The organism is Streptomyces sp. NPDC005181 (assembly GCF_040608395.1).
Taxonomy (GTDB): domain Bacteria; phylum Actinomycetota; class Actinomycetes; order Streptomycetales; family Streptomycetaceae; genus Streptomyces.
In genome coordinates, this window is sequence record NZ_JBEXID010000033.1 from 43,115 (window position 1) to 68,760 (window position 25,646).

22 protein-coding genes and 1 pseudogene are annotated in these 25,646 nt (G+C 69.5%); 12 read left to right on the forward strand and 11 right to left on the reverse strand.

Annotated features, from left to right (window positions below; translation table 11 throughout):
• Positions 1 to 25: 25 nt before the first annotated feature.
• A complete protein-coding gene (locus ABZV38_RS21610) occupies positions 26 to 397 on the reverse strand; it encodes a hypothetical protein (protein ID WP_356329253.1) in 372 nt (123 codons plus the stop codon).
• 327 nt (positions 398 to 724) lie between these two features.
• On the opposite strand from ABZV38_RS21610, the gene ABZV38_RS21615 reads away from it, so the two are divergent.
• Genes ABZV38_RS21615 through ABZV38_RS21625 form a run of 3 tightly spaced genes read left to right on the forward strand, consistent with a single transcriptional unit; the run spans position 725 to position 4,685 of the window.
• Entirely contained in the window at positions 725 to 2,812 is a 2,088-nt protein-coding gene (locus ABZV38_RS21615) for a helix-turn-helix transcriptional regulator (protein ID WP_356329255.1), read from the forward strand.
• Positions 2,809 to 3,786 (forward strand): hypothetical protein, encoded by a 978-nt coding sequence (locus tag ABZV38_RS21620; protein ID WP_356329257.1) that lies wholly within the window; start codon positions 2,809 to 2,811, stop codon positions 3,784 to 3,786. The genes ABZV38_RS21615 and ABZV38_RS21620 overlap by 4 nt, the downstream gene beginning before the upstream one ends.
• Positions 3,783 to 4,685 carry a DUF6339 family protein gene (locus tag ABZV38_RS21625; RefSeq protein WP_356329259.1) on the forward strand — a complete coding sequence of 301 codons (903 nt, stop codon included), beginning with the start codon at positions 3,783 to 3,785 and terminating at the stop codon, positions 4,683 to 4,685. Before ABZV38_RS21620 ends, ABZV38_RS21625 begins: the two co-directional genes overlap by 4 nt.
• Before the next feature lie 64 nt (positions 4,686 to 4,749).
• On the opposite strand, the gene ABZV38_RS21630 is transcribed toward ABZV38_RS21625, so the two are convergent.
• The 7 genes from ABZV38_RS21630 to ABZV38_RS21660 form a co-directional block, all read right to left on the reverse strand.
• Positions 4,750 to 5,994, reverse strand: coding sequence for a DNA cytosine methyltransferase (locus tag ABZV38_RS21630; RefSeq protein WP_356329260.1), 1,245 nt, complete (start codon positions 5,992 to 5,994; stop codon positions 4,750 to 4,752).
• Positions 5,995 to 6,040: 46 nt separating this feature from the next.
• A complete protein-coding gene (locus tag ABZV38_RS21635; RefSeq protein WP_356329263.1) occupies positions 6,041 to 6,997 on the reverse strand; it encodes a DNA cytosine methyltransferase in 957 nt (318 codons plus the stop codon).
• Positions 6,994 to 7,446 (reverse strand): very short patch repair endonuclease, encoded by a 453-nt coding sequence (locus tag ABZV38_RS21640; protein ID WP_356329265.1) that lies wholly within the window; start codon positions 7,444 to 7,446, stop codon positions 6,994 to 6,996. Before ABZV38_RS21640 ends, ABZV38_RS21635 begins: the two co-directional genes overlap by 4 nt.
• Before the next feature lie 14 nt (positions 7,447 to 7,460).
• The gene (locus ABZV38_RS21645; RefSeq protein ID WP_356329267.1) at positions 7,461 to 10,400 is read right to left on the reverse strand and encodes a Z1 domain-containing protein; all 2,940 of its coding nucleotides are present in this window, start codon (positions 10,398 to 10,400) and stop codon (positions 7,461 to 7,463) included.
• 49 nt (positions 10,401 to 10,449) lie between these two features.
• Positions 10,450 to 11,979: an ATP-binding protein gene (locus ABZV38_RS21650; RefSeq protein ID WP_356329269.1), complete on the reverse strand. Its 1,530-nt coding sequence runs from the start codon at positions 11,977 to 11,979 to the stop codon at positions 10,450 to 10,452.
• A 493-nt stretch (positions 11,980 to 12,472) separates the two neighbouring features.
• The gene (locus ABZV38_RS21655; RefSeq protein WP_356329271.1) at positions 12,473 to 12,931 is read right to left on the reverse strand and encodes a hypothetical protein; all 459 of its coding nucleotides are present in this window, start codon (positions 12,929 to 12,931) and stop codon (positions 12,473 to 12,475) included.
• A 756-nt stretch (positions 12,932 to 13,687) separates the two neighbouring features.
• Complete coding sequence (locus ABZV38_RS21660; protein WP_356329273.1) at positions 13,688 to 14,686, reverse strand: SEC-C domain-containing protein; 999 nt, start codon at positions 14,684 to 14,686, stop codon at positions 13,688 to 13,690.
• Between the two features lie 108 nt (positions 14,687 to 14,794).
• Here ABZV38_RS21660 and ABZV38_RS21665 point away from each other — a divergent pair, with 108 nt between their 5' ends.
• Both ABZV38_RS21665 and ABZV38_RS21670 read left to right on the forward strand, forming a co-directional pair.
• Positions 14,795 to 15,571, forward strand: coding sequence for a class E sortase (locus tag ABZV38_RS21665; RefSeq protein ID WP_356329317.1), 777 nt, complete (start codon positions 14,795 to 14,797; stop codon positions 15,569 to 15,571).
• Between the two features lie 54 nt (positions 15,572 to 15,625).
• Positions 15,626 to 15,775: pseudogene (locus ABZV38_RS21670) on the forward strand (DUF3311 domain-containing protein); the annotation flags it as partial.
• A 146-nt stretch (positions 15,776 to 15,921) separates the two neighbouring features.
• Here the strand turns inward: ABZV38_RS21670 and ABZV38_RS21675 are convergent.
• Complete coding sequence (locus ABZV38_RS21675; RefSeq protein ID WP_356329275.1) at positions 15,922 to 17,382, reverse strand: MFS transporter; 1,461 nt, start codon at positions 17,380 to 17,382, stop codon at positions 15,922 to 15,924.
• 140 nt (positions 17,383 to 17,522) lie between these two features.
• Here ABZV38_RS21675 and ABZV38_RS21680 point away from each other — a divergent pair, with 140 nt between their 5' ends.
• From ABZV38_RS21680 to ABZV38_RS21695, 4 genes are all read left to right on the forward strand, one after another.
• On the forward strand, positions 17,523 to 18,053 hold the full coding sequence (locus ABZV38_RS21680; protein ID WP_356329277.1) for a helix-turn-helix domain-containing protein: 531 nt from the start codon (positions 17,523 to 17,525) through the stop codon (positions 18,051 to 18,053).
• An 86-nt stretch (positions 18,054 to 18,139) separates the two neighbouring features.
• Positions 18,140 to 18,475 (forward strand): DUF6412 domain-containing protein, encoded by a 336-nt coding sequence (locus tag ABZV38_RS21685; protein WP_356329279.1) that lies wholly within the window; start codon positions 18,140 to 18,142, stop codon positions 18,473 to 18,475.
• Positions 18,476 to 18,603: 128 nt separating this feature from the next.
• On the forward strand, positions 18,604 to 19,374 hold the full coding sequence (locus ABZV38_RS21690; RefSeq protein ID WP_356329280.1) for a YidC/Oxa1 family membrane protein insertase: 771 nt from the start codon (positions 18,604 to 18,606) through the stop codon (positions 19,372 to 19,374).
• A 134-nt stretch (positions 19,375 to 19,508) separates the two neighbouring features.
• Positions 19,509 to 20,369 carry a fumarylacetoacetate hydrolase family protein gene (locus ABZV38_RS21695; protein ID WP_356329282.1) on the forward strand — a complete coding sequence of 287 codons (861 nt, stop codon included), beginning with the start codon at positions 19,509 to 19,511 and terminating at the stop codon, positions 20,367 to 20,369.
• Positions 20,370 to 20,441: 72 nt separating this feature from the next.
• On the opposite strand, the gene ABZV38_RS21700 is transcribed toward ABZV38_RS21695, so the two are convergent.
• Positions 20,442 to 20,921 carry a heme-degrading domain-containing protein gene (locus ABZV38_RS21700; RefSeq protein ID WP_356329284.1) on the reverse strand — a complete coding sequence of 160 codons (480 nt, stop codon included), beginning with the start codon at positions 20,919 to 20,921 and terminating at the stop codon, positions 20,442 to 20,444.
• A complete protein-coding gene (locus tag ABZV38_RS21705; RefSeq protein WP_356329286.1) occupies positions 20,918 to 22,072 on the reverse strand; it encodes a Gfo/Idh/MocA family oxidoreductase in 1,155 nt (384 codons plus the stop codon). Before ABZV38_RS21705 ends, ABZV38_RS21700 begins: the two co-directional genes overlap by 4 nt.
• A 92-nt stretch (positions 22,073 to 22,164) precedes the next feature.
• Here ABZV38_RS21705 and ABZV38_RS21710 point away from each other — a divergent pair, with 92 nt between their 5' ends.
• The 3 genes from ABZV38_RS21710 (at position 22,165) to ABZV38_RS21720 (ending at position 25,595) form a co-directional block, all read left to right on the forward strand.
• On the forward strand, positions 22,165 to 23,370 hold the full coding sequence (locus ABZV38_RS21710) for an ROK family transcriptional regulator (protein WP_356329319.1): 1,206 nt from the start codon (positions 22,165 to 22,167) through the stop codon (positions 23,368 to 23,370).
• Between the two features lie 179 nt (positions 23,371 to 23,549).
• A complete protein-coding gene (locus ABZV38_RS21715) occupies positions 23,550 to 24,776 on the forward strand; it encodes a hypothetical protein (protein WP_356329287.1) in 1,227 nt (408 codons plus the stop codon).
• A gap of 54 nt (positions 24,777 to 24,830) precedes the next feature.
• Positions 24,831 to 25,595, forward strand: a complete 765-nt coding sequence (locus ABZV38_RS21720; protein WP_356329290.1) for a GntR family transcriptional regulator — start codon at positions 24,831 to 24,833, stop codon at positions 25,593 to 25,595.
• The last annotated feature ends 51 nt before the right edge of the window (positions 25,596 to 25,646 follow it).

A 25,646-nucleotide genomic window follows, 5' to 3' on the forward strand; every position in this document is an offset into this window, starting at 1 on the left:
GAGGCAGCTGATGAGAAGGGTGGGGTCAGCTGTTGGTGGTGGTGACCGTGGTGACGGTCGTGACCGTGACGGTCGTCGTCATGACGGTCACAGTCCGCCCGGTCGTGCGAATCCTCCGGGTGCGGATGACCTGGTAGGTGCGGGGGCTACCGGCGCGCCGAGGGGTGGTGGGGCGACGGGTGGCACGGGATGTGCGACGCACGCGGGGTTCGGAGGGTGCGGTGGTCCGCTCCGTGGACGACATCTTCTTGCGGCGGGCGAGGCGCCGCCGCTCCGAGGCCAGGACTTCGGGGTGGATGCCGTGACACATCAGAAGCTCGGTCCGGAGGTCAGGGTCCTCCGTGTTGTCGTACTCCTTGATGAACCGTGCCATCCAGTCGTCACCATCGTCGCTCATACGGGGTTCCCCTCCCTCTGGTAACGCCAACGAGTCCCATGACTGGATGGCGCTTGCAAGCATGCGGTGCAACCAGCCCGAGGACGGAGCTCTCCCGTATTCCCGAACAGGCGTTTCCTTCAACAGCCCTCGTTGGGAGGGGAGTTGCGTGGGGTGAACGCTAGCACGCCGGTTCGACCTGACGGTCGGACAGTAACGAGATTTTTTCTTCAACCGCCCCTGCTGGCGCACCAGTCGGGCATGGTGTCAATCGTCGTTTGACGACCTGGCGGCGTCAAATGCAGGTGCTACCGTGGCCCTTCCCGGAACCAAGGGGAAGTGGGTTCAATGGAGGACGTCGAAGGCTTCGGCATCTGGCTCGGACGCCAGTTGCGCCGCAGCGGCATATCGCAGGCGGATTTCGCCAAGGAGCTGGACCTGACGCGCGCGGCCGTGTCGGCATGGGTCACCGGCAGATCGCGGCCGAGGCCGGAGCTGATGGTCGAGATAGCCAAGATCCTGGAGACGGACGTTGCCACCCTGATTACCAGGGACGCCGACGCCGGATCGGATCGGCCGATCGACTGGTACCACCGGGTCGCGCACCAGGACGGTGGTCGGGAGTACGGCAACGCGGCTGTCTTCGCCTTCGACGCGAACCTGGCTGTGTTGGCCAGGGAGGTCACGCAGAACTCCCTGGACGAGCGACTGGATCCGGGGCGCCCGGTGCGGGTGCGATTCACCCTGCACGAGCTGACTGGTGAACACCTGCACTCCTTCCTCTCCGCACTGAAGTGGGACCAGCTCGAGCCCCACTACACGGCGGCGGCGCAGTCCCGGCACAAGGTCGGCCGGGCTCTCGCCGAAGGGCTGCGGGCGTTGCGAGAAGACTCCTCCCTCCTGCTTCTCCGGGTTGACGACTACAACGCCTCGGGTCTGACCGGACCCGAGTACGGAGACGGTCGGTATGCCGCTGTGGTCCGTCGGCAGCTCGACAGTCACAAAAGCAACGACCGAGCCGGCGGCTCGTACGGGTTGGGTAAGGCCACATTGTGGGCGGCCAGCCGGCTCGGCCTGGTGCTGATCAACAGCACCCTGTCCGAGACACATGAGGGGCGGACGGTCCGCCGAGTGGTCGGCCGATTGGACCTTCCCTGGCGAGAGGTCGATGGAGTTGCCTACGCGGGGCCCGCCTGGCTCGGTGAGCCGGACACGGAGAAGGAACACGAAGGTGTGTCCCGCTCCTGGTGGGCTAATGAACGAGTGGTCGCCGATCTGCGTCTCGACCGGGACAGCGATGATCCGGGAACTTCCTTCCTCGTCGTCGGCGCTCACGACGCGGCCGGAGGCAACGACACCCTGGAGGATCTGCACGCGGCTCTCGGCGGGGCGCTGTCCGACAACTTCTGGGCGGCCATGACCTCGGGCCGTTCGACGCCGGCCATGCTCGAAGCGTCGGTCCGCGCTCTTCGCAACGGTGAATTTGTGGTTCCTGAGCAGCGGGTTGATCCACTCGACCGGCACCCGGCACTGGTCCACGCGCTGCGTGCGTACCTCGACGGCGAGACGGTCGACGAACTCACGGCCCCCGGACAGGTCGTCGCCAGGGACGTGACCTTCGCCGTCCCGCCGCTGCGGGCCGCCGGGCGCGGAGCCGAAGGACACAACCATCGTGCCGTACTCCTGGTCACTCCTGCTGCAGACAAGGACGAGAAGCACAGCCGCATCATCTGTATGCGCGGCACTCGCATGTCTGTCACGGCCCGCGCCCCTCGAAGCCTGGGCGCGGGAGTGGACCCCTTCCAAGCTGTCCTGCTCGCCGGTTTCGCCACAGGAGATGACGGCTCGGCGACGCACGCCGCCGAGGCATTCCTACGGGCCGCCGAGCCGCCGGAGCACGACAGGTGGGGGACGACCGAGGAACTCACCGCCGCCTATGCCAACTCGTCCCGCCGATTGACCGAGTTCAACGCAGCCATGGATGCGGCACTGCGTGGCGTGATCGGTCGGCGCACCGTCGGTCAGGACTCTTCCGGCCCCGAGGTCCTTCGGAAGCTGCTGCGTATCGATGCGCCTGCGGCGGCGAGCGGTCGTCGTGGCCTGGGGCACCCACTCGTGGACCGGGTCGTCGGGAAGGTGGACGGGGACGGGGCCTGGACCCTGGACGTGACGCTGACTGTCCCGCAGCGCGACGGCCGCTGGCAGTTGCTGCCGGTGGTCAAGTTCGATGTGCGATCGGGAGGACGTCCCTCGTTGGAGTGGGCGGAGCTGTCCGCGAAGGAGAACTGTCAGGTCGTCGACGGCCGACTGCTCATCGATCCGGATGTACGGTCAGCGCGTTTCGGAGGAGTCACGGCCGTCCGCAGTCACCCGGTGGCTGCCGCCATGGCCGGTGTGATCGTGGACATCCAGCAGGCACGGGAGACTTCGGCGTGAGCACTGTGTACGCGTACCCGACCTTGGTGGGGAAGATCGAGGTCACCGTTCGAGGGGCGAGCATGGACGGGAAGCCTCTGCAACTCTCGCTGATCTCCCAACGCGATCAGGTCGTCGCCCTTCATCAGATCGAGCGGAACGACTGGATCGAGGGCGTCCTCGACCTGGAAGTCTCCCTCCCCACCGATGAACTGGACGAGGGGCCGTGGTCCGGGGTCAGCTGCGTCGCCATACTGACCGAGGGAGCCACCAACACTCGTGTGGTGAGTCGATTGGAACGTCGTCGTGGCGACATCCACTGGCGAGGTGAGGTCCGGGTGCGCCGCTCCACCCACGCGGCACGTGCGCTTCTCGATGTGAGCGTCGTCGGCACCCACGGTGGAGTCGACGGGCGCGTCATCGGCAGGACGGATACGCCCTGGGTAGTGGACCTGCTTGCCCGTACGCCGACCAGGCAACGCGATCTGGAGATCCTGCAGAGGGATTTCAGGGACGGGCCACAGGAGTGGCTGCGCCGGTTCATGGACGCGCCTTGGCTGATCGACACCACCGGAGACCTGCCGGCGGTCCTGATCAATACGTCCTTCGAAGGGCTTCCCGAGCTGCTGTCCGGTGCTCGCGGGCCGCTGGAGAAAGCGACCGCCGGAATGGTGGCCGCGCAGATCGCGGGTGAGGCCTGGACGACCATGTTTCACTCGGCACTGAGCGACCTCGAATTCGATGAGGACGGCACCCCGCACTTTCCTGGTGGGTGGCGGGAGTCAGTGCTGCGCTCCATGCTTCCTGAGGTGTTCCCGGGGCTTCCCCTCGCCGAAGCTCTGGCAGAGGCACACAGCCGCAGAGGCGACGGCCGAGGGTGGGCGGAGATCCAGTCACGGATCCACTACGCAGCAGGAAGACGAGGGCAGGTGCCGAAGAATCTGACGGCGGCCATCCGCGCCGTGAATCGTGCCCAGGAAGGTCCGCGTCGATGAGCCGACACCATAGCGAGCCTCCCGAACGGCTCGCGTTGCTACCGGGCAATGTCGCCATGGCCTTCCTCACCCACGGGGTACGCGCGGGCCGGGACGGCCTGCCGCAGGTGGCGATTCTTCGGGCGAGCACGCCGATCGAGAGTGACTCCGTCCGGTGGAGTGTCGATCCGGTGCGAGAGCTTGTCGAAGAGGCAATGAGCCGGTTCGATGCGGCGAGGACCGATGCCGACGCATGGCTGGCGCCACGACTGCACGCGACCTTGCGGATGACCCGTGCCGAGGCGGCGAACTCCGGTCTGTGGAACTTTTTGGCCTTGGCTGTGGCGCCGGACTACATCCTGTGGCGACACCTGCCGCTCGGAGGGTCCGACGACGATCCCAGGAAGGTCACCGGCGTCAGGTTCGTAGGTCCTCATTACAGTCAGGCCTTCTCCCGGCTGTGGTGGGCCGCCGAGATGTTCCGAGACGGGTCCGATTACACCTCCGCGGAGATCGCCTGCGGGAATCAGGACGTGATCAACACGGCTCTCCGGCTCTCCACCATCGATCACAAACCCACCGCCCTGGCCCTGGTGCGGGTCCTCGAGGACCTGTCTCGACAGGGAGCCACGCGACTGGGGGATCGGGTCAACGCACTGTGTACGGCGGTCAACGTGGCCGGTAGCACGCTCATGTACGAGGTGATCGCTCCGGACGACGTCCCCGATCACTTCGCACTCTCCGACTGGATCGAAGACGTGGAATCAGCTTCGGCCGTCCCGTGGGACCGACTGCCCGAAGGGCCGGTCGACGGCACCGCCCGGCGCTCCTCCTGCGAGGTCCTGACGCGGATGTTCCAGCGATTCGCCGCAGAGGCGCCGTTGCGTGACCGGGCTCGGTCCGGGGTTGCACACGATTGAACCTGGTCGTGGCCATCAACCAAGTGAGTCCGAACGGGGTCTGTCGCGGCAGGCCCCGTTCGGCTCACGCGTCCTCGGCGGGGACCTCATTCGCTGGAGTGTCCGGGTGCTTCGGTTCCCACGTCGCCAGACTATTGATCAAGTCGTCGTCCGGCGGCCCGAGTCGGAGCGCACTGCTGAGGATGTGCAGAGAAAGGAGCGGCGGAATGGCGTTCCCGATCTGTTGTGCTACATCGGTGGACCGCCAGGGGTATTTCCTCGGGAACGACTGAAGCAGTCCGGCTTCCTCGAACGTGAGCCGCTCCAACTCCTCACCGATCTCCTTGTTTCCGGACCTGGTCTCCTTCAGAAGGAAGACCCGGTTACGCCGGACCTTTCCCGTGATCGTTGCCGCGGGTTGGTCGGAAGTGCGGCGGCCTCGGTTCTTGGGGTCGCCTCCCGATCCGTAGTTGGAGACCACCTCGAAGTCGCGCGGGCGCTCAGTGAGTACGTCCTGCATGGCGACCCAGGGCTTGAGCGGCCTCCGCCCCTTTCGAGGCGCGGAGAACAACAGCCCCTGCTCCTCGTGCTCCGGATCGTTCTGCTCACGGAGGCGAGTGGCTCCCTTGCTGTAGCGCTGGTGCGTCGCGCGGGGAAACCCTACGGGCCGTCCCACATTCTCCGGGTCCCACTGGGCGATCAGCACGGCGCGCCGGCGTGTCTGCGGGACGCCGAAGTCCTCGGAGTGCAGGACGTGGGCGTCGGCGGCGTAGCCGACTTGCGTGAGGAGCTCGGCGTAGTGCTTCCACACCGGTAGAACGGTTGGCACCTGTTCGAGGACGATCACGTCGTACGGCTTGCGGCGTTTGAGTTTGGCCTCCATGATCCAGCGCAGTGGCTGGAGCACGAAGCCGGTGCGGTCGTCGGACATCTTGTCCGTCTCGCGCTTGATGTCTTGCCACGCGGCCTCGAACTCCTCAGGATCGTCGTGGGCGACCAAACGCGTGGCAAGCGCCTTGACCTGCTCCAGAGCCTGGTGGCCCTTCCGGTTGCCCGCGACGGAGAAGGACTGGCACGGGGGCCCGCCGGTGAGTACGTTCGCTTTGATGACCTCGTCATCGCACGGACCTAGCGCGGCGACATTTTTCACCGTGGTGGTCAGCAGGCCGGCCGCCCGACGCGTTTCACAGGTCGCGTCGTCCCACTCGACGCCGATGCTCTCCACTTCGTCCATGATCTTGGCGGCGATGTCGAGACCGCCGGGGCCTGCGAAAAGATCGACGATCATGAACTTCGCATGGGGGAGCAACGGATGAAGTGGGCGGGTCATGATGTGCCAGTGTAGCCGGCCGGCGAGCCCGCCGTTTCCATAGGAATCAGGCCTCCAGAGCGACTGCGACAGCCCGTCCCAAGGCGGTCCCGACCGGCGGTGGTGAGGCATGACCGATCTGCCGGTACCGCGCGGTCTTTCTGCCCGCGAATTGCCACTCACGCGGAAACCCCTGCAGAAGCGCAGCCTGTGAGTCCGTGAGTTTGATCATGTCGAGCGAGTCGTCAAGATCGGGCCCCGGGACCTCATTGGCCAGGGCTCCTCCGTTGACCCTCATACGCGCCCAAGCCTTCTTCGTCCCCGTCGGTCCCAGATCCGCTCCGCCGCGATTGTCGGAACCACCGACGAGCGTCGGTGCCACACTGAGTGCCTGAGCCGCCCACGCGTCAGCGCCGAGCCAGCCGCGGGCTGCCATGGAACGGCGGAGCGCCCTGCCTACCGACACGTGCTCCTTGACCGTCGGCAGCGGCGGCCGGAAGAGGTCGAAATATCGCTCCTTCAGAGCGACCAGTACGCCCTGCTTACGATCCTGCGGTACGCCGAAGTCGGCCGCGTTCAGGACGAACCAGTGCAGCCGATATCCAAGGTGCTCCAGCTCCTCGCGGATGAATGTGCGCAAGGGCTCGAATTCCGGAGCCGCTACGAGCCCCGGCACGTTCTCGACGAGGAGAGCGCGCGGTTGGATGGAGTGGGTGAGGAGGATCGCTGCCTCCAGGAGGCGCTGTTCCTGCTCTGTGTCCGCCCTTGCGGCGGTCGCGCTGGACTTCACCCGGGGCGGGCCCGCCGACAGCAGATCGACGTCGTAGGTCCTCGGGTGCTCGTCCGGAATGAAGTCCAGCAGGTCCATTTCCAGGACGTTCCATGTCGGACGGTTCAGGTGCAGCGTCTCGCAGGCCACCGCCTTGTTGTCCAACAGCAGCACCGGGTCGAAGCCCGCCTGTTCCAGGCCGAGAGCCAGCCCGCCCGCGCCCGCGCACACATCCACGAACCGGAGTTCGCTCACAGGTCCCCACCCACTCCTCGAGCCCCTCGATCGAACCGTTCCCGGTCGACCATCTCCGCCACCTGCTTGGCGACCTGTACCGGTGACTGGTGCTCCCAGAAGCGCAGCACCGTCCATCCCTCGGCGACCAGATGGGCCGTCGTCTCCGCGTCCCGCGCCATGTTCCGATCGAGCTTCTGCCGCCACCACTCCGCGTTCGACTTCGGTTGCGTGGCGTGTTCGGGGCAGCCGTGCCAGAAGCACCCGTCCAGGAACACAGCCACCTTGGCCCGTGTGAAGGCGATGTCGATCGTCCGTCGGGACATGTGAGGCACGCGCTCGTTGAGGCGGTAGCGGTAGCCGGACGCGTGCAGCAGCTTCCGGACCGCCAGCTCGGGAGCGGTGTCACGGCGTGCCTGGCGGCTCATCCGGGCGGAGACGCCGGGAGAGGACGGTTTGGCGGTGCTCATCACTGCCAAGTTTCCTACGCTCCGGACTCTTCGCGATCAATGACGGCGAAATTGCTCCTGCTCGAATCGATGGCGCGGAAGCGCACCAGACTCCTGTGCCCGGCGTCCGACGACTTCGGGGCGACAAGGGAGAAGGCCATGACCACGTCCCCGGGATCTATCGCGCCGCCGGAGGAGAGCCGGGGCTCGTCCTCGACCAACGGATAAAGGACCAGGACACCCCGTCGGTCCCGTGCGAGCGATTCGACCAGAGGGTCCTGGGAGTCGTTCAGGGCGCCGGCCACCCGCAGGGCGACCCCGCGGTGCTTGGGCTCGCTGATCGCACCGAAGAGGTCACCACGGCGCCGCGTTCGGCTCGCCAGCGAGAGCGGACGTGAGCCGAGAATGCTCGCCTCGACCCTGTCTGCCGATGTCTGCTGCGGGACGATCACCAGCCAGCCGTCGATGGCGTTGCCGGCGCCACCCGCCGAGACCAGAGATTCCAGGTGGGGCGAGAACTGGGTGGGCGCCGACCACTTCAGATCGCACAGGACCCCGAGCAGCGCGCCGTGGTCGAGCGTCCCGAGCACGGCTTCGTAGCTGTCGTCCCGGCCGTACTCGACGGAGCAGCACCTCAGCGTGACGGGGGCGGGATCCAGCGCTTCGAGGACAGGGCGCCAGGCCTCGGCGTTGTGCCGCAGGTCTGCCGCGCTCGTCGGGTAGGCGCTCGGTTCCACCCACTCGCCCGGCGAGCGGATCTCCACCAGCTCCGCGTTGAACATCTTGTTGCGGGCGGACGGCTTGATCCAGGACAGGTGCTGGGACACCAACGGCGGGATCTGGGCCGGGGTGACCTGGGGCTTGCCGTCCACCAGGGCGGCGTACCGGGTGAGTTGGGCGCGGAACGTTTCCTCGTCGCGGCAGATGGCCTCGAAGGCCTCGTACAGATCGACCGTCTTCGACTTGCCCATCGGCTCCTCGCGGCCGATGTAGAGGCGGACCAGGTCGCGGTAGCCGGGGCGGAAGCCGAACCAGCGGCCCATCTGCATCAGGGTGTCGGCCTGCTGGGTCTTGCGGCGGTAGTAGGTCACCGTGAGGCCCTCGACCGTGAAGCCGCGGGAGAGCTTGGTGCCGCCGACCAGGATCTTCCACACGTTCGGGGTGCGGTCGAAGTCGAGGTCGGGCTGGGCGTAGTCGCGTTCGGTGTCGCCGTTGACGACGATCACCGGTGTGCCGCCGGAGTTGATCAGCTGACGGGCCCGGAAGACGTGCGGCTTGAGGTCCTCGTACGAGGTGGGGGTGGGCAGTCCATCGTCGGCGAAGCGCTGGAAGTCGGAGGACAGCAGGTCGGAGAGCCGGTCGTGACCTTCCTGGCTGGTGTAAGCCGCCTCGTGCCACAAGGAGCTGATCCGTAGGGCGAGGGCGGCGTGTTCAGCCATGCGTACGGACTCGTGGACGAGCATCGTGTGGTGACGGAACGGGCCGTCGGGGACGCCGTTGGCCGCGCGGTACAGCTTCAGGGCTCCGGTGAGGAGGAAGGCGTCCAGGGCTTCCTGGAGGCGGTCGCCCGTGTCCTCGTAGATGCCGCGGATGTGGGATTCCTCGGCGGTGCCGGTGGCGGAGTCGTCGGTCCGGTCCAGGTCGTGGAAGTCCTGCACGCCCATGTAGCCGGTCGGGCGGGGCAGCGAGATCAGGAAGTCGCGCGGGAAGATGTCCTCGCCGTCGCCCGGATCGACGAAGACGTTAGCGAAGGGCGTCGCCGTGTAGCCGACGTACTGGGCGCGGGGGAGGAGGCCGAGCAGCTGGGAGATCTGGCCGTTGATGGCCGTACGGGCGACCTTGCCCTCCTCCCACTTCTTCGGGTCCGTGGTGTTGACCGAAGCCTGGTCGGACTCGTCGTCGATGATCAGCGCGGGTATCTCGGAGAGGAGCGGGCCGATCTTCTTCAGGTCCTTGATGAGCTTGGCCAGCACGGACTTGTTCTTCTTCACCACCATCACGCGCGCGGCCGCGCGGTGCAGGTTGTCCGGGGCGTGCAGCGGCTGCGTACGGACCTGCTTGTCGAATTCGAGTGCGCGGATTCCGGTCGCCAGACTCTTGTAGTCGTCGTCCCGGGTGGTGAGGCGTTCGATGTCGAAAGCGCCTCGGGTGGAGGGGCGGCCACCGTGGCTGACGAACTTCGCCGGCCAGTCCTCGTCGTCCTGGTAGTCGATGTCGATCAGGGCGTCGGGGTCCGACAGGTCGGCGCCGCGCAGGATGTTCTCCTGGCCGATCAGTTCCATGTCCAGGCGGCGCTGGGTCTGGCCCCGGAGGAGGTTCAGGGTGCCGCCGAGGACAATGACGAGTCGGTAGCCCGCGTCGATGGCCTTTGCCGTGACGCCTGTGAAATTGGCGGTCTTGCCCGACTGGACATAGCCGACGACCAGGCCGCGGGCTCCGTACGCCTCGGCGCGCGTGGGGTCGGCGAGGCGCTCGACCACGGCGTGGCTCGCCTCGTCGAGGCTGGACACGGCCGCGTCCGACCAGCCCTTGCGGCGCAGCAGTTGCTCGTACGAGTTCCAGTAGAAGGAGCGGGCCGCCGCGATGTCGCGGGAGTACCAGGAAGTCGGGGTCCTGCTGATGATCGTCGGGCCGGGCTCCTTGAAGACCGGGAAGGCATAGTCGAGAGCCTTGCGCAGGTCGGCGCCGAAGCCGAGGCGGGTGTACGTGTCTGCGCGGCGCTCGTCGGTACGGGGCGGGGCGGCGGACCAGTCGGCCTGTTCCGCCAGGTCCCAGCCGGTCAGGGTGCGGTGCCAGAGTGCGGTGAGCTCGTCGCCGGGGCCCGCGGCGATGATGCGGTCCCGGAAGTGGCTCAGCTCCGTGTCCGCGGGTTCGTTGGCCTCGGTGAGTACGAAGGCCAGCTTGGTGAAGTGCTTGGGTCCGCGGCGCATCGCGGCCAGGACGTCGCCGTGCAGGTTGAACAGGTGGTCGGTCATGGTGGGGACGGCTTCCTCGAGAAGGGAGGTGGGCGGACGACTCGGTGGTTCAGCGCGCGAGTTCGCAGCGGGCGGCGGTCACCAGGACGCTGTTCCACAGCGCCACGTTGTCGGTGTGGACGGCCCGCACCCGTTCCTTCTGGAAGATCTCGTTGACCATGAGATAGAGCATGCTCTTGACGACCGGGGCGTCGTTCAGGCCGCCGCGGCGGCCTCCGTTGAAGGCCTGCCGGTACTCCTTGTTGAGCCTGACCTCCCGCTCCTCGCGGTCGAGTTCGAAGAACACCTCGGTCGGCAGCGTGTCCCAGCGGAAGGTGATCGGGTCTTCGCCCTCCAGCTCCGGCAGTTCGTCCCGCAGGGCGCGCTTCAGTTTCGGGTCGAGACCCCTGCCCGCCGGGAGCACCGCCTTGCGGGTCGGTTCGGTGGAGCGGCGCGCTGCCTCCCGGTATGTCGTCTCCGCCTCCTGGAGGTACGCGGCGAACGTCCGGCCAGTGTCGTCGGTGGCCTGTTCGAGTCCGCGGGCGAAGGCGGGGGTGACCGTCACACCGTCCTTCTTCACCGTGAGGCTGAAGACGTCGTTCGGTTCGGCCGGCAGGTCGACGGCGATCCGGGCCAGGGCGAGGTGGCCCTCGGCGCTGCGGGTGCTGTTCCAGCCGCCCGCCTGGACGAGCCGGTCGTTGCGGTAGATGTAGAACCCCTGGCGTTCGGCGAGCGGGCCGATGCCGCGGAAGCTGACCAGCGGTGACTTCGGGGGCCAGATGTGCGCGGTCAGCGCCACCTCGCCGACACCCTCGATCGGAGCGGTGTACGTGCGGGGGTAGCCGGACCGGCCCGGAATCCGGTAGCCGAAGGGGTCGATCGGCTCGACCCCGCGGTGGTCGAGCTCCTCCTTGGTCCGTACGTCCTCGACGACGATGTCGACGTTGAAGTCCTCACGGGCGAGGAACCGGTGCAGATACAGCCCGAGGTGTGTCTCCAGTTTCTCGATCGCGTCGTTGAGGAAGCGGTCGGCCTGACCGGTCGTCACAGTGTCGAAGGCCCGCACCCGGTCCCAGCGGACGATCGTGCCGTGCCACTCGACGACTCCGTCGTAGCGGTCGACGAGGTCCTGGCAGTAGCGGGGGTCGACGACGTCGCACGTGAAGTCGGCCTGGGCGCGCGCGGTAAGCCATCGGCGGCCGGTGGACGGGCTCTTCTTGGTGCGGCTGATGACGGTCAGCGAATCGGCGTGCGAGAGGGAGGCGGCCTTGAGGCCCGCCCCGAAGTGGCCGAGCGCGCTCGCGGCGTACCCCTCGCGGCCGCCGACCGTCATCGCGGTGTCCAGGGCCTCGTCGTTCATGCCGCACCCGTCGTCGACGACAAGGAGGCCGGCGAGGCGGTCCTCGTCCCGGAGGAAGCTGACGACGACGTTACGGGCGCCCGCGTCGATGGAGTTGTCGACGAGGTCGGCGACAGCGGCTTCGAAGCCGTAGCCCTGGTGCGTCAGCGATTCGACGTAACGGGCGGCGGGTGGAAGCCGCTTGGTACCGGTCGTCGGGATCTCGTACTGCCAGTCGGCGGAAGGCTGATAGGGCGGCATGAAGACTTCCTCGCGCACACAGAGCTGAGACCTGCGTGGGGAGGCGCGCCCTGAGATCAGTGGGTGGGGTGTGATGATATTGCAAAGGTGCGACAGAGGGGAATCCTATTGACAAACCCCCTGTCGGGGAGTTGGCGGACCGCGACTCGGGCTGGGCAGTCCGGTCGGTTGGGGCAGCCGATCAGCGGGATCGACGATGCGGTCCACGCCGACGCGAACCGGCCTGCTGCCTCATCCCCCACCGCCACCTCGGCGCACGGTGTCACCTGTTGCAAGCCCTCAGCAGGAGAGAGGACCGCGCCCCGCTTGCCGCAGAGTCATACCGACGCTGATCCTCTGCGGCAGGCCCTGTTGAAAGCGCGATCCTCTCCCTGCGTCCACCCTTCCCAGGAGGCGGTGTGTGATCACGGCTCCAGTCCGGCGCAGGACGCTCGCTGCAGCTCATCCCGGCCGCGTCGTAGCCGTCCTGGCCTCTTTCTCTGTGGCCCCGTGCTCACTGATTCGTGTTGGGCGGGAACCCTGTGCCGGGCTGGAACGGTCCGGTGTCGGGCTGGTTCGTCCCTGTGTCGGGCGGGAAGCCTGTGCCGGGCTGGAACCCTGTGTCGGGCTGGAGCCCTGTGGCCGGCGGGACGACCTTGCAGTTCACGAAGATGTTGCTCTGGTCCTCGTTGACAGCGAGAACGGTGTAGTCGACGTTCTTCTGGAAGCGCGTCAGCAAGAAGTTTCCGGTCGCGTCCACGTTCAAGCGCTCGGTGGACTCACCGTCGTTGAGGTTCCGCGGAGCCGTGAAGCCCTCACCGGAGATGGCGACGGACATCCCGTTCGCCGCGGGCGTGACCGTGCAGCTTGCCGCGGGTACCGCGTCGGCGGTCGGCGCGAAGACGATCGCGCCGGACAGTGCGAATGAGGACGCGAGCAGAGAAACCACGGCGCGTCGAGGGTGCAGACGCATGATGGTGCTCCCATCAGAGAGGACGGAAAAGCCGGCCGCAGAGGCGTCGGCGTCATCACTGCGAGCACAACGCGGCGGCCTGCGGGGCGGGCGATCGCGCCGTCCTGCACTCCGGCCGTCGCGTCATACCGGCGGCAACCTGGAGGCCGGAAGGTGCCCGCCGTTCCATGTTCCCCCGCTCTCCCCAGGGTGTCGACCGGGGCGGGCGGGCTGCTCATGCCGAGCGGCTCGCAGTGCCTGCGGCGCCGCAGTTCCCGTCGGACCTCGGCAAGCCTGACGCAGCCTGGGGAGTCTGTCCGGTGGGGACGCACCCCGTGCGGGTCAGGCACCGCGCGGGAGCCCGTGTTGTCGAGTGCGGCTGCTGCGCGCAGTGTGGTCAGGCCGTACTCCGTGGCGGCCAGGGTGCAGATCTGGCGGACGGTGGCCATGGTCAGGCCCTGATGGGTGGCCATCTCGGCCATGCGGAAGCCCGGCTCAGCAGAACCGTCCGCCACGTCGAACAGGTGGAAGCGGCCCGGGATTTCGCCCTCGTTGCTGGAATGGGTGTCCGCAAGGACGTGGAAGTGGCCGATTCCCGCTGCCTGTTCGGCGAGCAGGGCGGCGTGCCGGACGTCGAAAGGGGCGAAGGAGTCGCAGGAGGGAAAGGGTGCTACGGCGGGGTCGGGACCCCGCCGTAGCGGGGAGGGTACGGCCGCGCGATCGGGGTCCCGCTGTGGCGGGACCCCGATCGCTCAGGCAAGGGCTGTGGCCCCTCCGTCATTCCGCCCCGTGGCACTCCCGGTACGCCCGCCCCGATCCGCACCAGCACGCCGCGGTCCGTGCCGGTGGCCACGGCACGGCACGGCCGCGGGCAGCGAGCGTGGTCGCGTACTGGGGGAGGAGGTTCGGGTCGGACGGGGACATGGCTTCCGAGGCGGCGAAGGCCTCGTACGAGGGGACCGTGCCGGTGACGATGCCCAGGTTCGGGGTGCCCGCCGCGTGGAGGTCGCGGAGGGCGGCTTCCAGGTCGGCCAGGTGGTCGGTGTGGGAGGGGTACTCCGCGCGCAGGGTGGGGTACGCGGCGAGGAGTTCGTTCAGTTCGGGCTCCGGCCAGTGCAGGACCGCCACCGGGAACGGGCGGGAGAGAGCGGTGCGGTAGGTGCCCAGTTCGGCGCGGAGGCGGGTGATCTCGGCCTGGAGTTCGCCCGGGTCGGACGACCCCAGTGACCACAGCCGCTTCGGGTCGTGGAGTTCGTCCAGCGGGACCGGGGCGGTGTGGAGCGTGTCGGTCAGGTCGTCCCACGTGTCATGGTCGAGGCCCATCAGGCGGCGTACCCGGTGGCGGCCGATCAGCAGCGAGTGGGTGGCGTACGGGACTTCCTCGCCCGGGGCCAGGAGCAGGGTCAGCGCGGTCGAGAAGAAGTCGTGGGCCGACTCCAGCTCGTCGTGCGATTCCAGGGTCTCGGCCGCGATCTGCCAGGGGGCGGATTCCAGGGGGCCCGCCGTGCGGATGCCTTCGATGATGGCGCGGGCCTCGGCCTCGTGGCCGTACTCCCAGAGGTTCGACGCCTTGAGGGCCTTGATCAGGTGCGGTTCGGCGGCGTCCGCGGCTAGGAGCTCGTCGTAGAGGGGGGTGGCGCGGGTGCGCTCGCCGGCGAGTTCCAGGTGGGCGGCGGCCCGCAGGAACAGCGGTTCCCGGTCGTCGGGGTACTGCGCCGCCGTGCGCAGCAGGCGCTCGGCTTCGGCGATGTGGTCAGCAGGCGTGTCGGGGCGCATGCATCACACCGTACTGCTGTACGGCTCCTGCACGGAGGGTTGTTCCGACCCTGGAGAGTTACGGGTCATGCCCTTATCGTGCGGGCCGTGAGGCAGCGGATACCGGTCATGGTGCAGCGGAACCCGCGCGGGCGGCGCCTCGCCGCGCGCGGGCTGTGGGCGAGCGCCGAGGCGGTCGTGACTCTCGGTGTGGTGGTGCTGCTTCTCGTTGTTCATCAGCTGTGGTGGACCAACCGGCAGGCCAGGGCCGATGCCCGGCACCGGGTGCAGTCCCTGGAGCGGGAGTGGGGGCAGGCGGGGGGTGGGGACGCCAGTGTTCCGTCCGCCCCGTCGGACGAGGGTGCGGATACGGACGCGGATACGGACACGAATGCGGTGGGGGAGGGCCGGGGCGCGCAGGTGGGCGGAGCGCGTACGGCTGCCGCGCCCCGCTGGGATCAGGCCTACGCCGTCATCCGCATCCCGCGCCTCGGGCTCACCGCCCCCGTCGCCCAGGGCATCAGCAAGAGCGGCGTCCTCGACAAGGGGTACGTCGGGCACTACCCGCGCACCGCGCAGCCCGGTGGCGCCGGAAACTTCGTGCTCGCCGGGCACCGCAATGCGCACGGTGAGCCGTTCCGCTACATCAACCGGCTCCGGCGCGGTGACCGGATCACCGTCGAGACCCGGGAGCGCGTGTACACCTACGTCGTCGACAAGACGCTCGCGCAGACCGCCGCCCGGGACAGCGGGGTCATCGCCGCCGTGCCGCGCAGCAATCTGAAGCCGTCCTTCGGGTACAGCGAGCCCGGTTCCTACGTGACGCTGACCACGTGCACGCCGGAATTCACCTCCCGTCACCGCCTTGTCGTGTGGGGAAAGCTGGCGGGTGTGCGGGGGCGGTAGCGGTGGTCAGTAAGCTTTTCCGACGTGCTCAGACGACGTCCGCAGTTGTTGTGGTTGCTGGTTCCCTACGTGCTGTACCTGGGGGCGCTGCCGTTCGTGAACCGGGTCCGTCCCGTCGTGCTCGGACTGCCGTTCCTCTTCGTATGGCTGCTCGGGGCGACCCTGCTGACACCTGTCGCGGTGTGGCTGACCCGGCGGGGTGACCACGACCACTCGGCAAGCCCGTCACGGCCCCTGTTCCCGCAGCCTCGCACGGCAAGGAGCCCGAGAGCGACGGTGGCCACCATGAAGATCCCGAAGACGGTGGTCGCGACCACGGCGTTCACCGCGTGAGCTCTCGGGGGTGGGCGTCAGCGAGGCGAGCGGCGGTCGCGCAGGAGCATGATGCCCACCGTCGCCACCAGAGCCGTCGCGACGGAGAGCAGCACCGCCCCGTCCGCACCCGAGCCCGACGTCGCGACCGCGATCGTCAGCGCGACCCCTGCCGACGAGCCGAGGTAGCGGGCGGTGTTGTTCGCCCCGGAACCCATCGCCGCCCGCTCCGCCGGTACCGACTCCACCGCGACACGCGGCAGCGCGGCATTGAGCAGGCCGCTGCCGATGCCGGAGACGACGAGCGCCAGGGTGAGCCGCAGCCACACCGACGGGCCCGCCGTTGCTGTGTCCAGGGTGCCCAGCAGCGCCAGCACCGCCACGGCGTGCAGGGCGAAGCCCGCGGCCAGCTGGTGGCGCGCCGAGACCCTGCCCGTCAGCCGCCGTGCCTGCAGTGCCACCACGAACGACGTACCGGACCAGAGCAGGAACAGCCACGCCGTGCCTATCGGCGACAGTCCGAGTCCCCCCTGCAGCAGTGTCGGCAGATAGCTGAACAGGCCGAGCACCGCGAGACCGGTGAACAGACCGCCCGCCAGTGACGTCAGGAACGGGCGGCTGCGCAGCAGCGTCAGATCGATCAGCGGCGCCGCGGCCCGGCGCTCCACCAGCACGAACAAGGCGGTCAGCGCGAGCGCGGCAAGCAGCAGCAGGCCGACACTCGCGCGCAGCCAGCCCTCCCGGCCCAGTGTGAGCGCTGTCAGCAGCGCGGTCATCGCCAGGCCGAGCGCCGCTGTGCCCGCGAGATCGGGGCGGCCGCCGCGCGGCGAGCGGGACTCGGAGAGCACGCGGAACGCAAAGGCGGCCGTGCCGAGTGCGGCGACCGCGAGTGCGGCATACACCAGCCGCCAGTCGATGATGCCCAGCGAACCGGCGAGCAGCGGGCCGAGCGCGATCCCGCCGCTCACGCACGCGCCCCAGATCCCGGTCGCCCTGATCCTGGCCGGCCCCACGGGGAACGCGCCGACGAGCAGGCCCAGGCTGGTCGCGAGGATCGCCGCGGTCGCCGCGCCCTGGGCGACGCGGGTCAGCGTGAAGGCGAGCGTGCTGGTCGCGAAGGCGCCGGCGGCGGTGGTGACGCCGAGGCCCAGGGTGCCGATGAGGAACAGCCTGCGCCGGCCGTAGTCGTCGGCGAGGCTGCCCACGACCAGGAGGAAGGCGGCCAGTCCTAGCGGGGTGCCGTTGATCAGCCAGGCCTGGCCGGAGGCGGGGGTGGCGAGCGCGGCGGAGATGCCGGGGACGGACGTCAACGGCGACGTGTAGTTCATCAGCGCCACGGTGGTGGCCAGGGCGGTGACGGCGAGGGTGGCGGTGGGGCGGGGTGAGGAGGGGGAGAGGACGGCGGTCGGGCGGGTCGCGGCGCGTGTCGGGGGGTGCGGTGGGGTGTCTCTTGCAGTGTGCGCGAGCTGCTGAGTGAGGGGACGTGTGGGCTGCGCCATGGATTCGCTCCGGGGCTCGGGTCGTTCGTTCCGGTTCGGCTCTCGGCCGTTCTTGGTTCGGTGAATGAACTTAGGGCTATGCGCTGACGCTAACACGGGTCAGTTCATTCATCGAACCTTGGGGGAGTAAAGTGGTGCCCATGGCTCTCGGCAAGGACTACGCGACACAGCAGTGCTCCATCGCCCGCGCGCTCGAAGTGATCGGCGAGCGCTGGACCCTCCTGGTGGTGCGCGACGCGTTCTTCGGCGTCCGCCGCTACAGCGACTTCCTCGTCCACCTCGGCATCCCGCGCGCCGTCCTCGCCGCCCGGCTGCAGTCCCTCATCGAGGCCGGAGTCCTGGAGAAGCGCCGCTACCAGCAGTCGCCGCCGCGCGACGAATACCTCCTCACCGACAGCGGCAAGGCCCTCTGGCCGGTCCTGCGCGCCCTCGGCGTGTGGGGGAGCGAGCGCATTCCCGGTACGCGTCCGATGCGGCTCTTCTTCCATGCCGCCTGCGGTACGGAGCTGGGGGTGTACGGCAACTGCCCGGCTTGCACCCTGGTCGTACCGCCGGAGGATGTCGAGATGCGGCCGGGTGACGCGCTCGACCCGAACGGCGGCGATCCGGTCAGCCGCGCCCTGTTCGCGCCGCGCCGGCTGCTGCAGCCGCTGGAGGCCGACCCCGTCTGACGCCGGCCACCTGTTGCGGTGCCATCGTGTATAACGGCTGGAGGGCCGCACGAGTGAACCCACCGGGCCGAACAGGGGAGGGACCGATGAGCATCAGCATCAGCAACCGTCTGCGTGCCGGTGTCGCCCGTCTGCCCCGGCCCGTCGGAATCCTGCTCTTCCTCCTCACCGAGGTCCTCCTCGCCGAGGGCGGCAGCCTCTCCGCCGCGGTCGCGCTCGCCGCCACCGCCGCCGCCGGTTCCGCGCTCGTCGCCTGCTCGGTCATGAGCGCGCGCTGCGCCGCCCCCGTGCCCCGCACCCGGGTCCGTACAGCCATGCGCGACCGCGAGAACCGCACCGCGTTCCTGCCGCAGCGCGACCCCGACGCCAAGGGGCGCAGGCGGCCCCGAGCCCCCGGCCATGCCCTCCTGACGGCCGCGTAGGGACTTCGCCCCACCTTCTTGCCTGTGTACGTACGCATACGCGTACCCGGGCGCCCCCCACGCGGGTCGTCATGCCGAGCCAGATCTTCTTTCTCCCGGCACGACGAGACCCCCCGGAGGGCTCACCCATGTCCGTCTTCATGTCCGCTTTCGCCGGCCTGGTCGGCTCCTTCGCCGATCTCCTCCAGCCGCTCTTCCAAGGCGCCGCGACCGCCGCCGCGATCGTCCTCTTCACCGCGCTGGTGCGGCTCGCCGTGCACCCCCTGTCACGGGCTGCGGCGCGCGGCCAGAAGGCCCGCACCAAGCTCCAGCCGCAGATCGCAGAATTGCGCAAGAAGCACGGCAAGAACCCCGAGCGCATGCAGAAGGCGCTCATGGAACTGCACAAGAAGGAGAAGGTCTCGCCGCTGTCCGGCTGCCTGCCCAGCCTTCTCCAGATGCCTGCCTTCTTCCTGCTCTACCACCTCTTCTCCAGCCAGAAGATCGGCGGCGACTCCAACGCGCTGCTCAGCCACGAGCTCTTCGGCGCCCCGCTCGGCGAGCGCTGGCACAACGCGCTCGCGCACGGCGGGCTGTTCGGCGCGCAGGGCGTCGTCTATCTCGGCCTCTTCGCGATCGTCGCCGCCGTCGCCACGTTCAACTACCGGCGTACGAAGCGTCAGCTCGCCGCCGCCCCGGCCGCTCCCACCACCGGTCCCGACGGGCAGCCGATGCCGGGCATGGGCGCGATGACGAAGCTGATGCCGCTGATGTCCTTCTTCACACTGGTCTCGGTGGCGTACGTGCCGCTCGCCGCCGCGCTCTACATCGTCACGAGCACCACCTGGACCGCGGTCGAGCGAACCGTCCTCTACCGCGACATGCCGGTCGCGGGCGCCGCCATGGCCACCGTGGCGTAGTCGTCGCAGCGGGTGCGCCGGTCCAGTGTGTGAACAGGTCTTGCGGAGTGATCCGATGTCTTGGAGGATCGGCCAGGCCTGCGATGGCCGCCACCCATCCGACGGGCCCGATCTCGACCAAGGGGAGACAGACGTTGAAGCTGCTTCGCGTGGGTACGGCAGGTGCGGAACGACCGGCGCTGCTGGACCAGGACGGAACGCTGCGTGACCTGTCGGGAATCGTCACCGACATCGACAGCGACCTGCTCGCGGACGAGTCCGCACTGGCTCGGGTACGGGCCGCCGCGGCCGCGCCCGGCGAGCTGCCCGTACTCGATGCCGAAGGGCTCCGGGTCGGGCCGCCGCTCGCCCGGATCGGCAAGATCGTGTGCATCGGGCTGAACTACCAGGGCCACGCCACCGAGACCGGTGCGGCGATTCCGACCGAGCCGATCCTGTTCTTCAAGGCACCGGACACCGTCGTCGGGCCCGAGGACACCGTGCTGGTGCCGCGCGGCAGTCGCAAGACCGACTGGGAGGTCGAGCTCGCCGTCGTCATCGGCCGAACCGCCCGGTACCTGGACTCCGCCGAGGAGGCCCTCGGTCATGTCGCCGGGTACGCGGTCGCGCACGACGTCTCCGAGCGCGAGTTCCAGATCGAGCGCGGCGGCACCTGGGACAAGGGCAAGAACTGCGAGACGTTCAACCCGCTGGGGCCGTGGCTGGTGACGGCGGACGAGGTGCCCGACCCGCAGGCGCTTCCGCTGAAGCTCTGGGTCAACGGCGAGCTGAAGCAGGACGGCACCACCGCCGACCAGATCTTCCCGGTGGGCGAGGTCGTCCGCTACCTCAGTCAGTTCATGACGCTGTACCCGGGCGATGTCATCAACACCGGTACGCCGGCCGGAGTGGCCATGGGGCAGCCGGAGCCCAAGCCGTATCTGAGGGCGGGCGATGTCGTCGAGCTGGAGATCGAGGGCCTGGGACGGCAGCGGCAGGAGCTCAAGGACGCATAGCCGCGCCGGCTAGGCGGTCAGAGATCGGAGGGGTGGGTTGCTGCTGGTGCAGCGACCCACCCCTCCGGTGCGTTATCCGGCGATCGTGGAGGCGAACTGTTCCAGCGCCTCGACGACCAGTGCATGGTCGTCCGCCTGCGGCAGACCGGAGACCGTGACCGAGCCGATCACGCCCGCGCCCTCGACCGCGATCGGGAACGAACCGCCGTGCGCGGCGTACACGTCCGGGTCCAGCCGCGAGGAGTCCTCGAACGTCGTCCCCTTCGCCCGGAACCGGGTCCCGACCAGGTACGAGCTCTCGCCGTACCGCTCGACCACTCTGCGCTTGCGGTCGATCCACGCGTCGTTGTCCGCGCTCGAACCGGGCAGCGCGGCATGGAACAGCTGCTGGGCGCCGCGCCGGATGTCGATCGCGACCGGCGCGTGCCGCCGGCGGGCCAGAGAGACGAGCAGGCCGCCGAGGGCGTACGCGTCGTCGTAGCCGAAATGCGGCAGAGTCAGTCGGCGCTCCTGCGCGATGAGCTCGGAGATGGTCGGAGCGGTGGGGTTCATGCGGTCTGCTCCTCGGAAGCGGTGGGCAGGGTGACAGTGACGCCTTCGCGGGCCGAGCGGCGGGCGGCCTCCAGGACGTCCAGGGCCGCGGCGGCCTGCAGGGCCGTCACCGGATTGTCGCCCTTGCCGCGCACCGCGTCGGCGACCGCCGCGTAGTACGCCGGGTAGTCGCCCGGCAGGGTGCGGACCGGGGCGCCGCCACCGGTCAGCGGTGACTCGCCCGCACCGATCCGGCCCCACAGCGCCTCGGGCTCCTCGCCCCAGCCGGGAGCGGCGGCGGACGGGCGGTGGCCCTCGCGCAGGTCGGCCTCCTGCGGGTCCAGCCCGTACTTCACATAACCGGCCTTCGAACCGAGCACCCGGAAGCGCGGGCCGAGCTGCGCGGTCGTGGCGCTGACGTACAGGTGCGAGCGGACCCCGTTCGCATGGGTGACCGCCAGGAATGTGTCGTCGTCGGTGGCGGCGCCGGGGCGGCGCGCGTCGGACTCGGCGTACACCTGCACGGCCGGACCGAACAGCACGAGCGCCTGGTCGACGACATGGCTGCCCAGGTCGTACAGCAGCCCGCCGATCTCCTGCGGATCGCCCGACTCGCGCCAGCCGCCCTTCAGCTCCGGACGCCACCGCTCGAAACGGGACTCGAAGCGCTGTACGTCACCGAGCTCGCCGTCCTCGATCAGCCGGGCAAGCGTCAGGAAGTCGTTGTCCCAGCGGCGGTTCTGGAAGACCGAGAGCAGCAGGCCGCGCTCCTCGGCCAGCGCGGCGAGCTCGCGCGCCTCGGCTGCCGTACCGGCGATCGGCTTGTCCACGACGACCGGCAGCCCGGCGCCCAGCGCGGCGGTCGCGATCGGCACGTGGGTCTTGTTGGGGGAGGCGATCACGATCAGGTCGAGCGCATCGGGGCCGCCCGCGCGGGCCCACAGCTCGTCGGGTGATGCGGCGAACGAGACGTCGGGGAACTCGGCGCGGGCCTGCGCCCGCCGCTCCTCGTTCGACGTGACGACCGTGTCGAGGACGAGGCCCTCGGTCGCGGAGATCAGCGGGGCGTGGAAGACGGAGCCCGCCAGGCCGTAGCCGACGAGTCCGACGCGAAGGGGCGTCTCGTGCGCGTGCGTCTGCTGCTGCGTCTCGGGAGTCGTGATGCCAGTCATGCAATCCACTTAAGCAACGCTGTTGCCAAAGTGCAAGCGAGAGGGACAATGGAGCCGTGAACAGGAGTAGTGCCGGGGCGAACCTTCCGACGATGCGCAGCCACAACGCGGCGCTCGTGCTGGACCTGCTGCGTGTCGCGGGCGAGCGCGGGATCAGCCGGCTGGAGCTGGCGGAGCGGACGGGGCTCACACCGCAGGCCGTCAGCAAGATCACCGCCCGGCTGCGGGCGGAGGGTCTGGCGACGGAGGCCGGCCACCGCGCGTCCACGGGCGGCAAGCCGCGGACGGTGCTGCGGCTGGTCCCGGACGCGTGGCACGCGGTGGGGCTGCACCTGGACCGCGACGAGCTGACGGTGGTCCTGGTCGACCTGGCGGGGACGGTCGTCGCGAGCCGCCGGACGCCGCTGGACTTCGGCGCGCCGGCGGGGGAGGTCGTCGCGGTGGCGGCGGGCGAGGTGGGGGCGGTGCTGGGCGGGCCGGTGCGGGCGGGCGCCGTTGCGGGATCTCCCGGGTCCGGCCCGCCCGGTGCGTGCCCCGGGACCCCTGCGGCGGTCGCCTCCGATGAGGCCGTGCCGGCGGGGCGCCCCGCCCCGTGCGGGACCGCGCCCGAGGAGGGCGCGCGTACCGTGCTCGGGATCGGTGTCGCCGTGCCCGGGCCGTTGGATCACCGCGGGGGTGTGCTCCATCGTGTCACCGGGTTTCCGCAGTGGGACGGCTATCCGCTCCAGGACGCCCTCGCCGCGAGCACCGGGCTGCCCGTCGTCGTCGACAAGGACACCAACGCCGCCGCCCTCGGGCTCGCCCTGCGGGCCGACGGGCCGGGCGACTTCGCGTATCTGCATCTCGGGACCGGGCTCGGCGCGGGGCTGTTTCTCGGTGGGGCGTTGCACCGCGGGGTCCGTACCGGGGCCGGTGAGTTCGGGCATCAGACCGTGTCGCTGGACGGGCCGCCGTGCAGCTGCGGCGGGCGCGGCTGTATCGAGGCGCTCTGTCTCGCAGCCGTTGCCGACGGCGATGTCGCGGAGGCCGCTCGGGTGCTCGGGACCGGTGCTGCCAACCTCGTCGGGCTGCTCGACATCGACCGCGTGGTGCTGGGCGGCCGTACCGTCGGAGCGGATCCGGATGCGTACGTACGCGGGGTCCGTGCCGTGATCGAAGAGCGCGCCCGGCGTGACGGCACCGGTGCGGCGGTGCCGCTCGTCACCACCGCCGGTGGCGGCCGGCCGGTCGCCGAGGGGGCTGCGCAGCTGGTCCTCGCCCCGCTGTTCGGACGTGTCGGCAGCGGCGGTGGCGCATAGCGCCGTTGGAGCGGTACGGGCATCGGCTGATCGAGGGGCTGACGGCGGCCGACCGGGTGGCCCTCCGGCATGTCGACGCCCGGTGGGTCGCGCGCGCGTGACAGCGTCACCGGCTACAGCCGGTGAACTCCGGGCACGGGGCGATCCGACCGTTCGCAAGCAGCGAAGGATGTCCCGCTATGTCCCCCCATCCGTCCCCGGAACCGACCCCCGAACCGTCCCCACTCCCACCCTCTTCACCGCTTTCCCCCACGCGGCCGCGCCATGGACTCGCCCTCGGACTGGCCGCGGCGAGCGTGGTCCCCGCCGTCCTCGGCGGCCCGTCCGCCGCCGCCACCGCGGTCCTGCCGCGCTCCGTCACCGCCGACCAGCAGCCCGCCTGCGGCACACCGACGGCGGGCGACTTCCCGATCACGACCCGGATCCACGGTGGCCCGGAGACGTATGCCTCCGGCGGCGGTTACGGCACCTGGTTCCTGGATCTGACCAATACGACGTCCGAGTCCTGCCGGGCCATGCACCCGGTCCTGGTCCTCACCGACGACGACCGGAAGCTGACCTCCGACCAGATCCAGCTGGAGTTCGCCGATCAGGCCCGACCCGATGTCGAGCATCGCGTCACCTGGGAGACGACCGACCGCGACGAGCACATCGGTGTCTTCGGCGGCGGCGACGGCGCCGAAGACTTCGACGGCTTCACCGTCCCCGCGGGCCGTACCGTCACCGTCCAGGTCCGGATGGCGTTCACCTCCGACACCGGCCCCGGCCGGATCACCGCCAACGCCGCGATCGTCCAGCGGCAGCGCGCCGCGAGTGCCGACGGCGGCAAGACGCAGCCGAAGGATGACGGGGACTGGGTCGGTGAGTCCGACGACTATGTCTTCAGCGTCGTCGAGGACAGTGGCGGTAGCGAAACCGGCGAGGTTGATGAGACCAGTGAGATCAGTGAGACCGGCGATTCTGATGAGATCAGTGATGCCAACAATGCCGGTGAGACCGATGAGACCTCCGGCGTCGGCGGGACCCGTGATGGTGAGGTCGGGGGCGTCGGCGATGTGGCGGGGAGCGGGGACCTCGGTCGGGACACCGCTGCGGACGGAGCCGGAGCCGGAGCCGGAGCCGGAGCCGGAGCCCGGGACGGCGCCACTGGAGCAATCGGCGGCACCGGTGGCACCGCTGCTGCCGGAGGCGTCGACGGCATCGGGGGCGTCGGTGGCACGCCGACCCCGCCGGCCTCCGGGCGCGTCCCGGACTCCGGCCGGGACCCGCAGGGCCGTCCCGAGCTCGCCATGACCGGCCGGACGTCGACCGTCCCCTGGCCCTCGCTCCTCACCGCCGGGTCCCTGCTGCTCGCCGGCGCCGCCGTCGTCGCGTGGTCCCGGCGGCTGCGCCACGCCCGTCGCTGACCCGAGGTGCCGCACCGTTCACCGGTGTTCATGTCCGTCTGCCACCATCGGGGCGTGGACTACCTGCACGACCAGGCACCTGGCGCACCGATCCGTTCCGGCATCCCGGAGCACGGCCGTATCCCCAAGTACTACGCCGTGAAGGCCCATGTCTCGCTCCTCATCGAGGAGTTGGGTGAGGGCGGCATGCTGCCCACCGAGCGTGACCTCGCCGTCCGCTACGCAGTGTCGCGCGAGACCCTGCGTCAGGCGCTGCGCGAACTCCTGCTGGAGGGGCGGCTCGCCCGTCAGGGCCGTGGCACCGTCGTCGCCGGTCCCAAGCTGGAGCAGCCGCTCTCCCTCGCCAGCTACACGGAGGGTGTACGCCGCCAGGGGCGGACCCCGGGCCGTCACCTCATCGGCCTGGAAAAGTTCCCCTGCCCCGCCGCACTCGCCCCCGAGACCGGCGTCGAGCAGGGGGAACCGGTCTGGCACCTGGAACGCGTCCTGCTCGCCGACGACGACCGGGTCGGCCTGGAGAGCACGTACGTCTCCGTCGGCCGCGTGCCGGATCTGGACAACGAGTTCGACCCCGACTCGTCCTTCTACGCCTACCTTCGCGACCGGCTCGGGATTTCGTTCGGCGATGCGGACGAGCGGATCGAGACCGTGCTCGCCACCCCACGCGAGGCGCTGCTGATCGGTACGCCGCCCGCGCTGCCCATGCTGCTGCTCCACCGGATCTCGCGGGACGCGAACGGGCGGCCGCTGGAGCGCGTACGCACTCTCTTCCGCGGCGACCGGTTCTCCTTCACCGCCCAGCTGGGCGCGCGGAGCTGACACCGCAGACCGGCGATCGACCCACATTGATCACGAGAATGTAACGGGTCT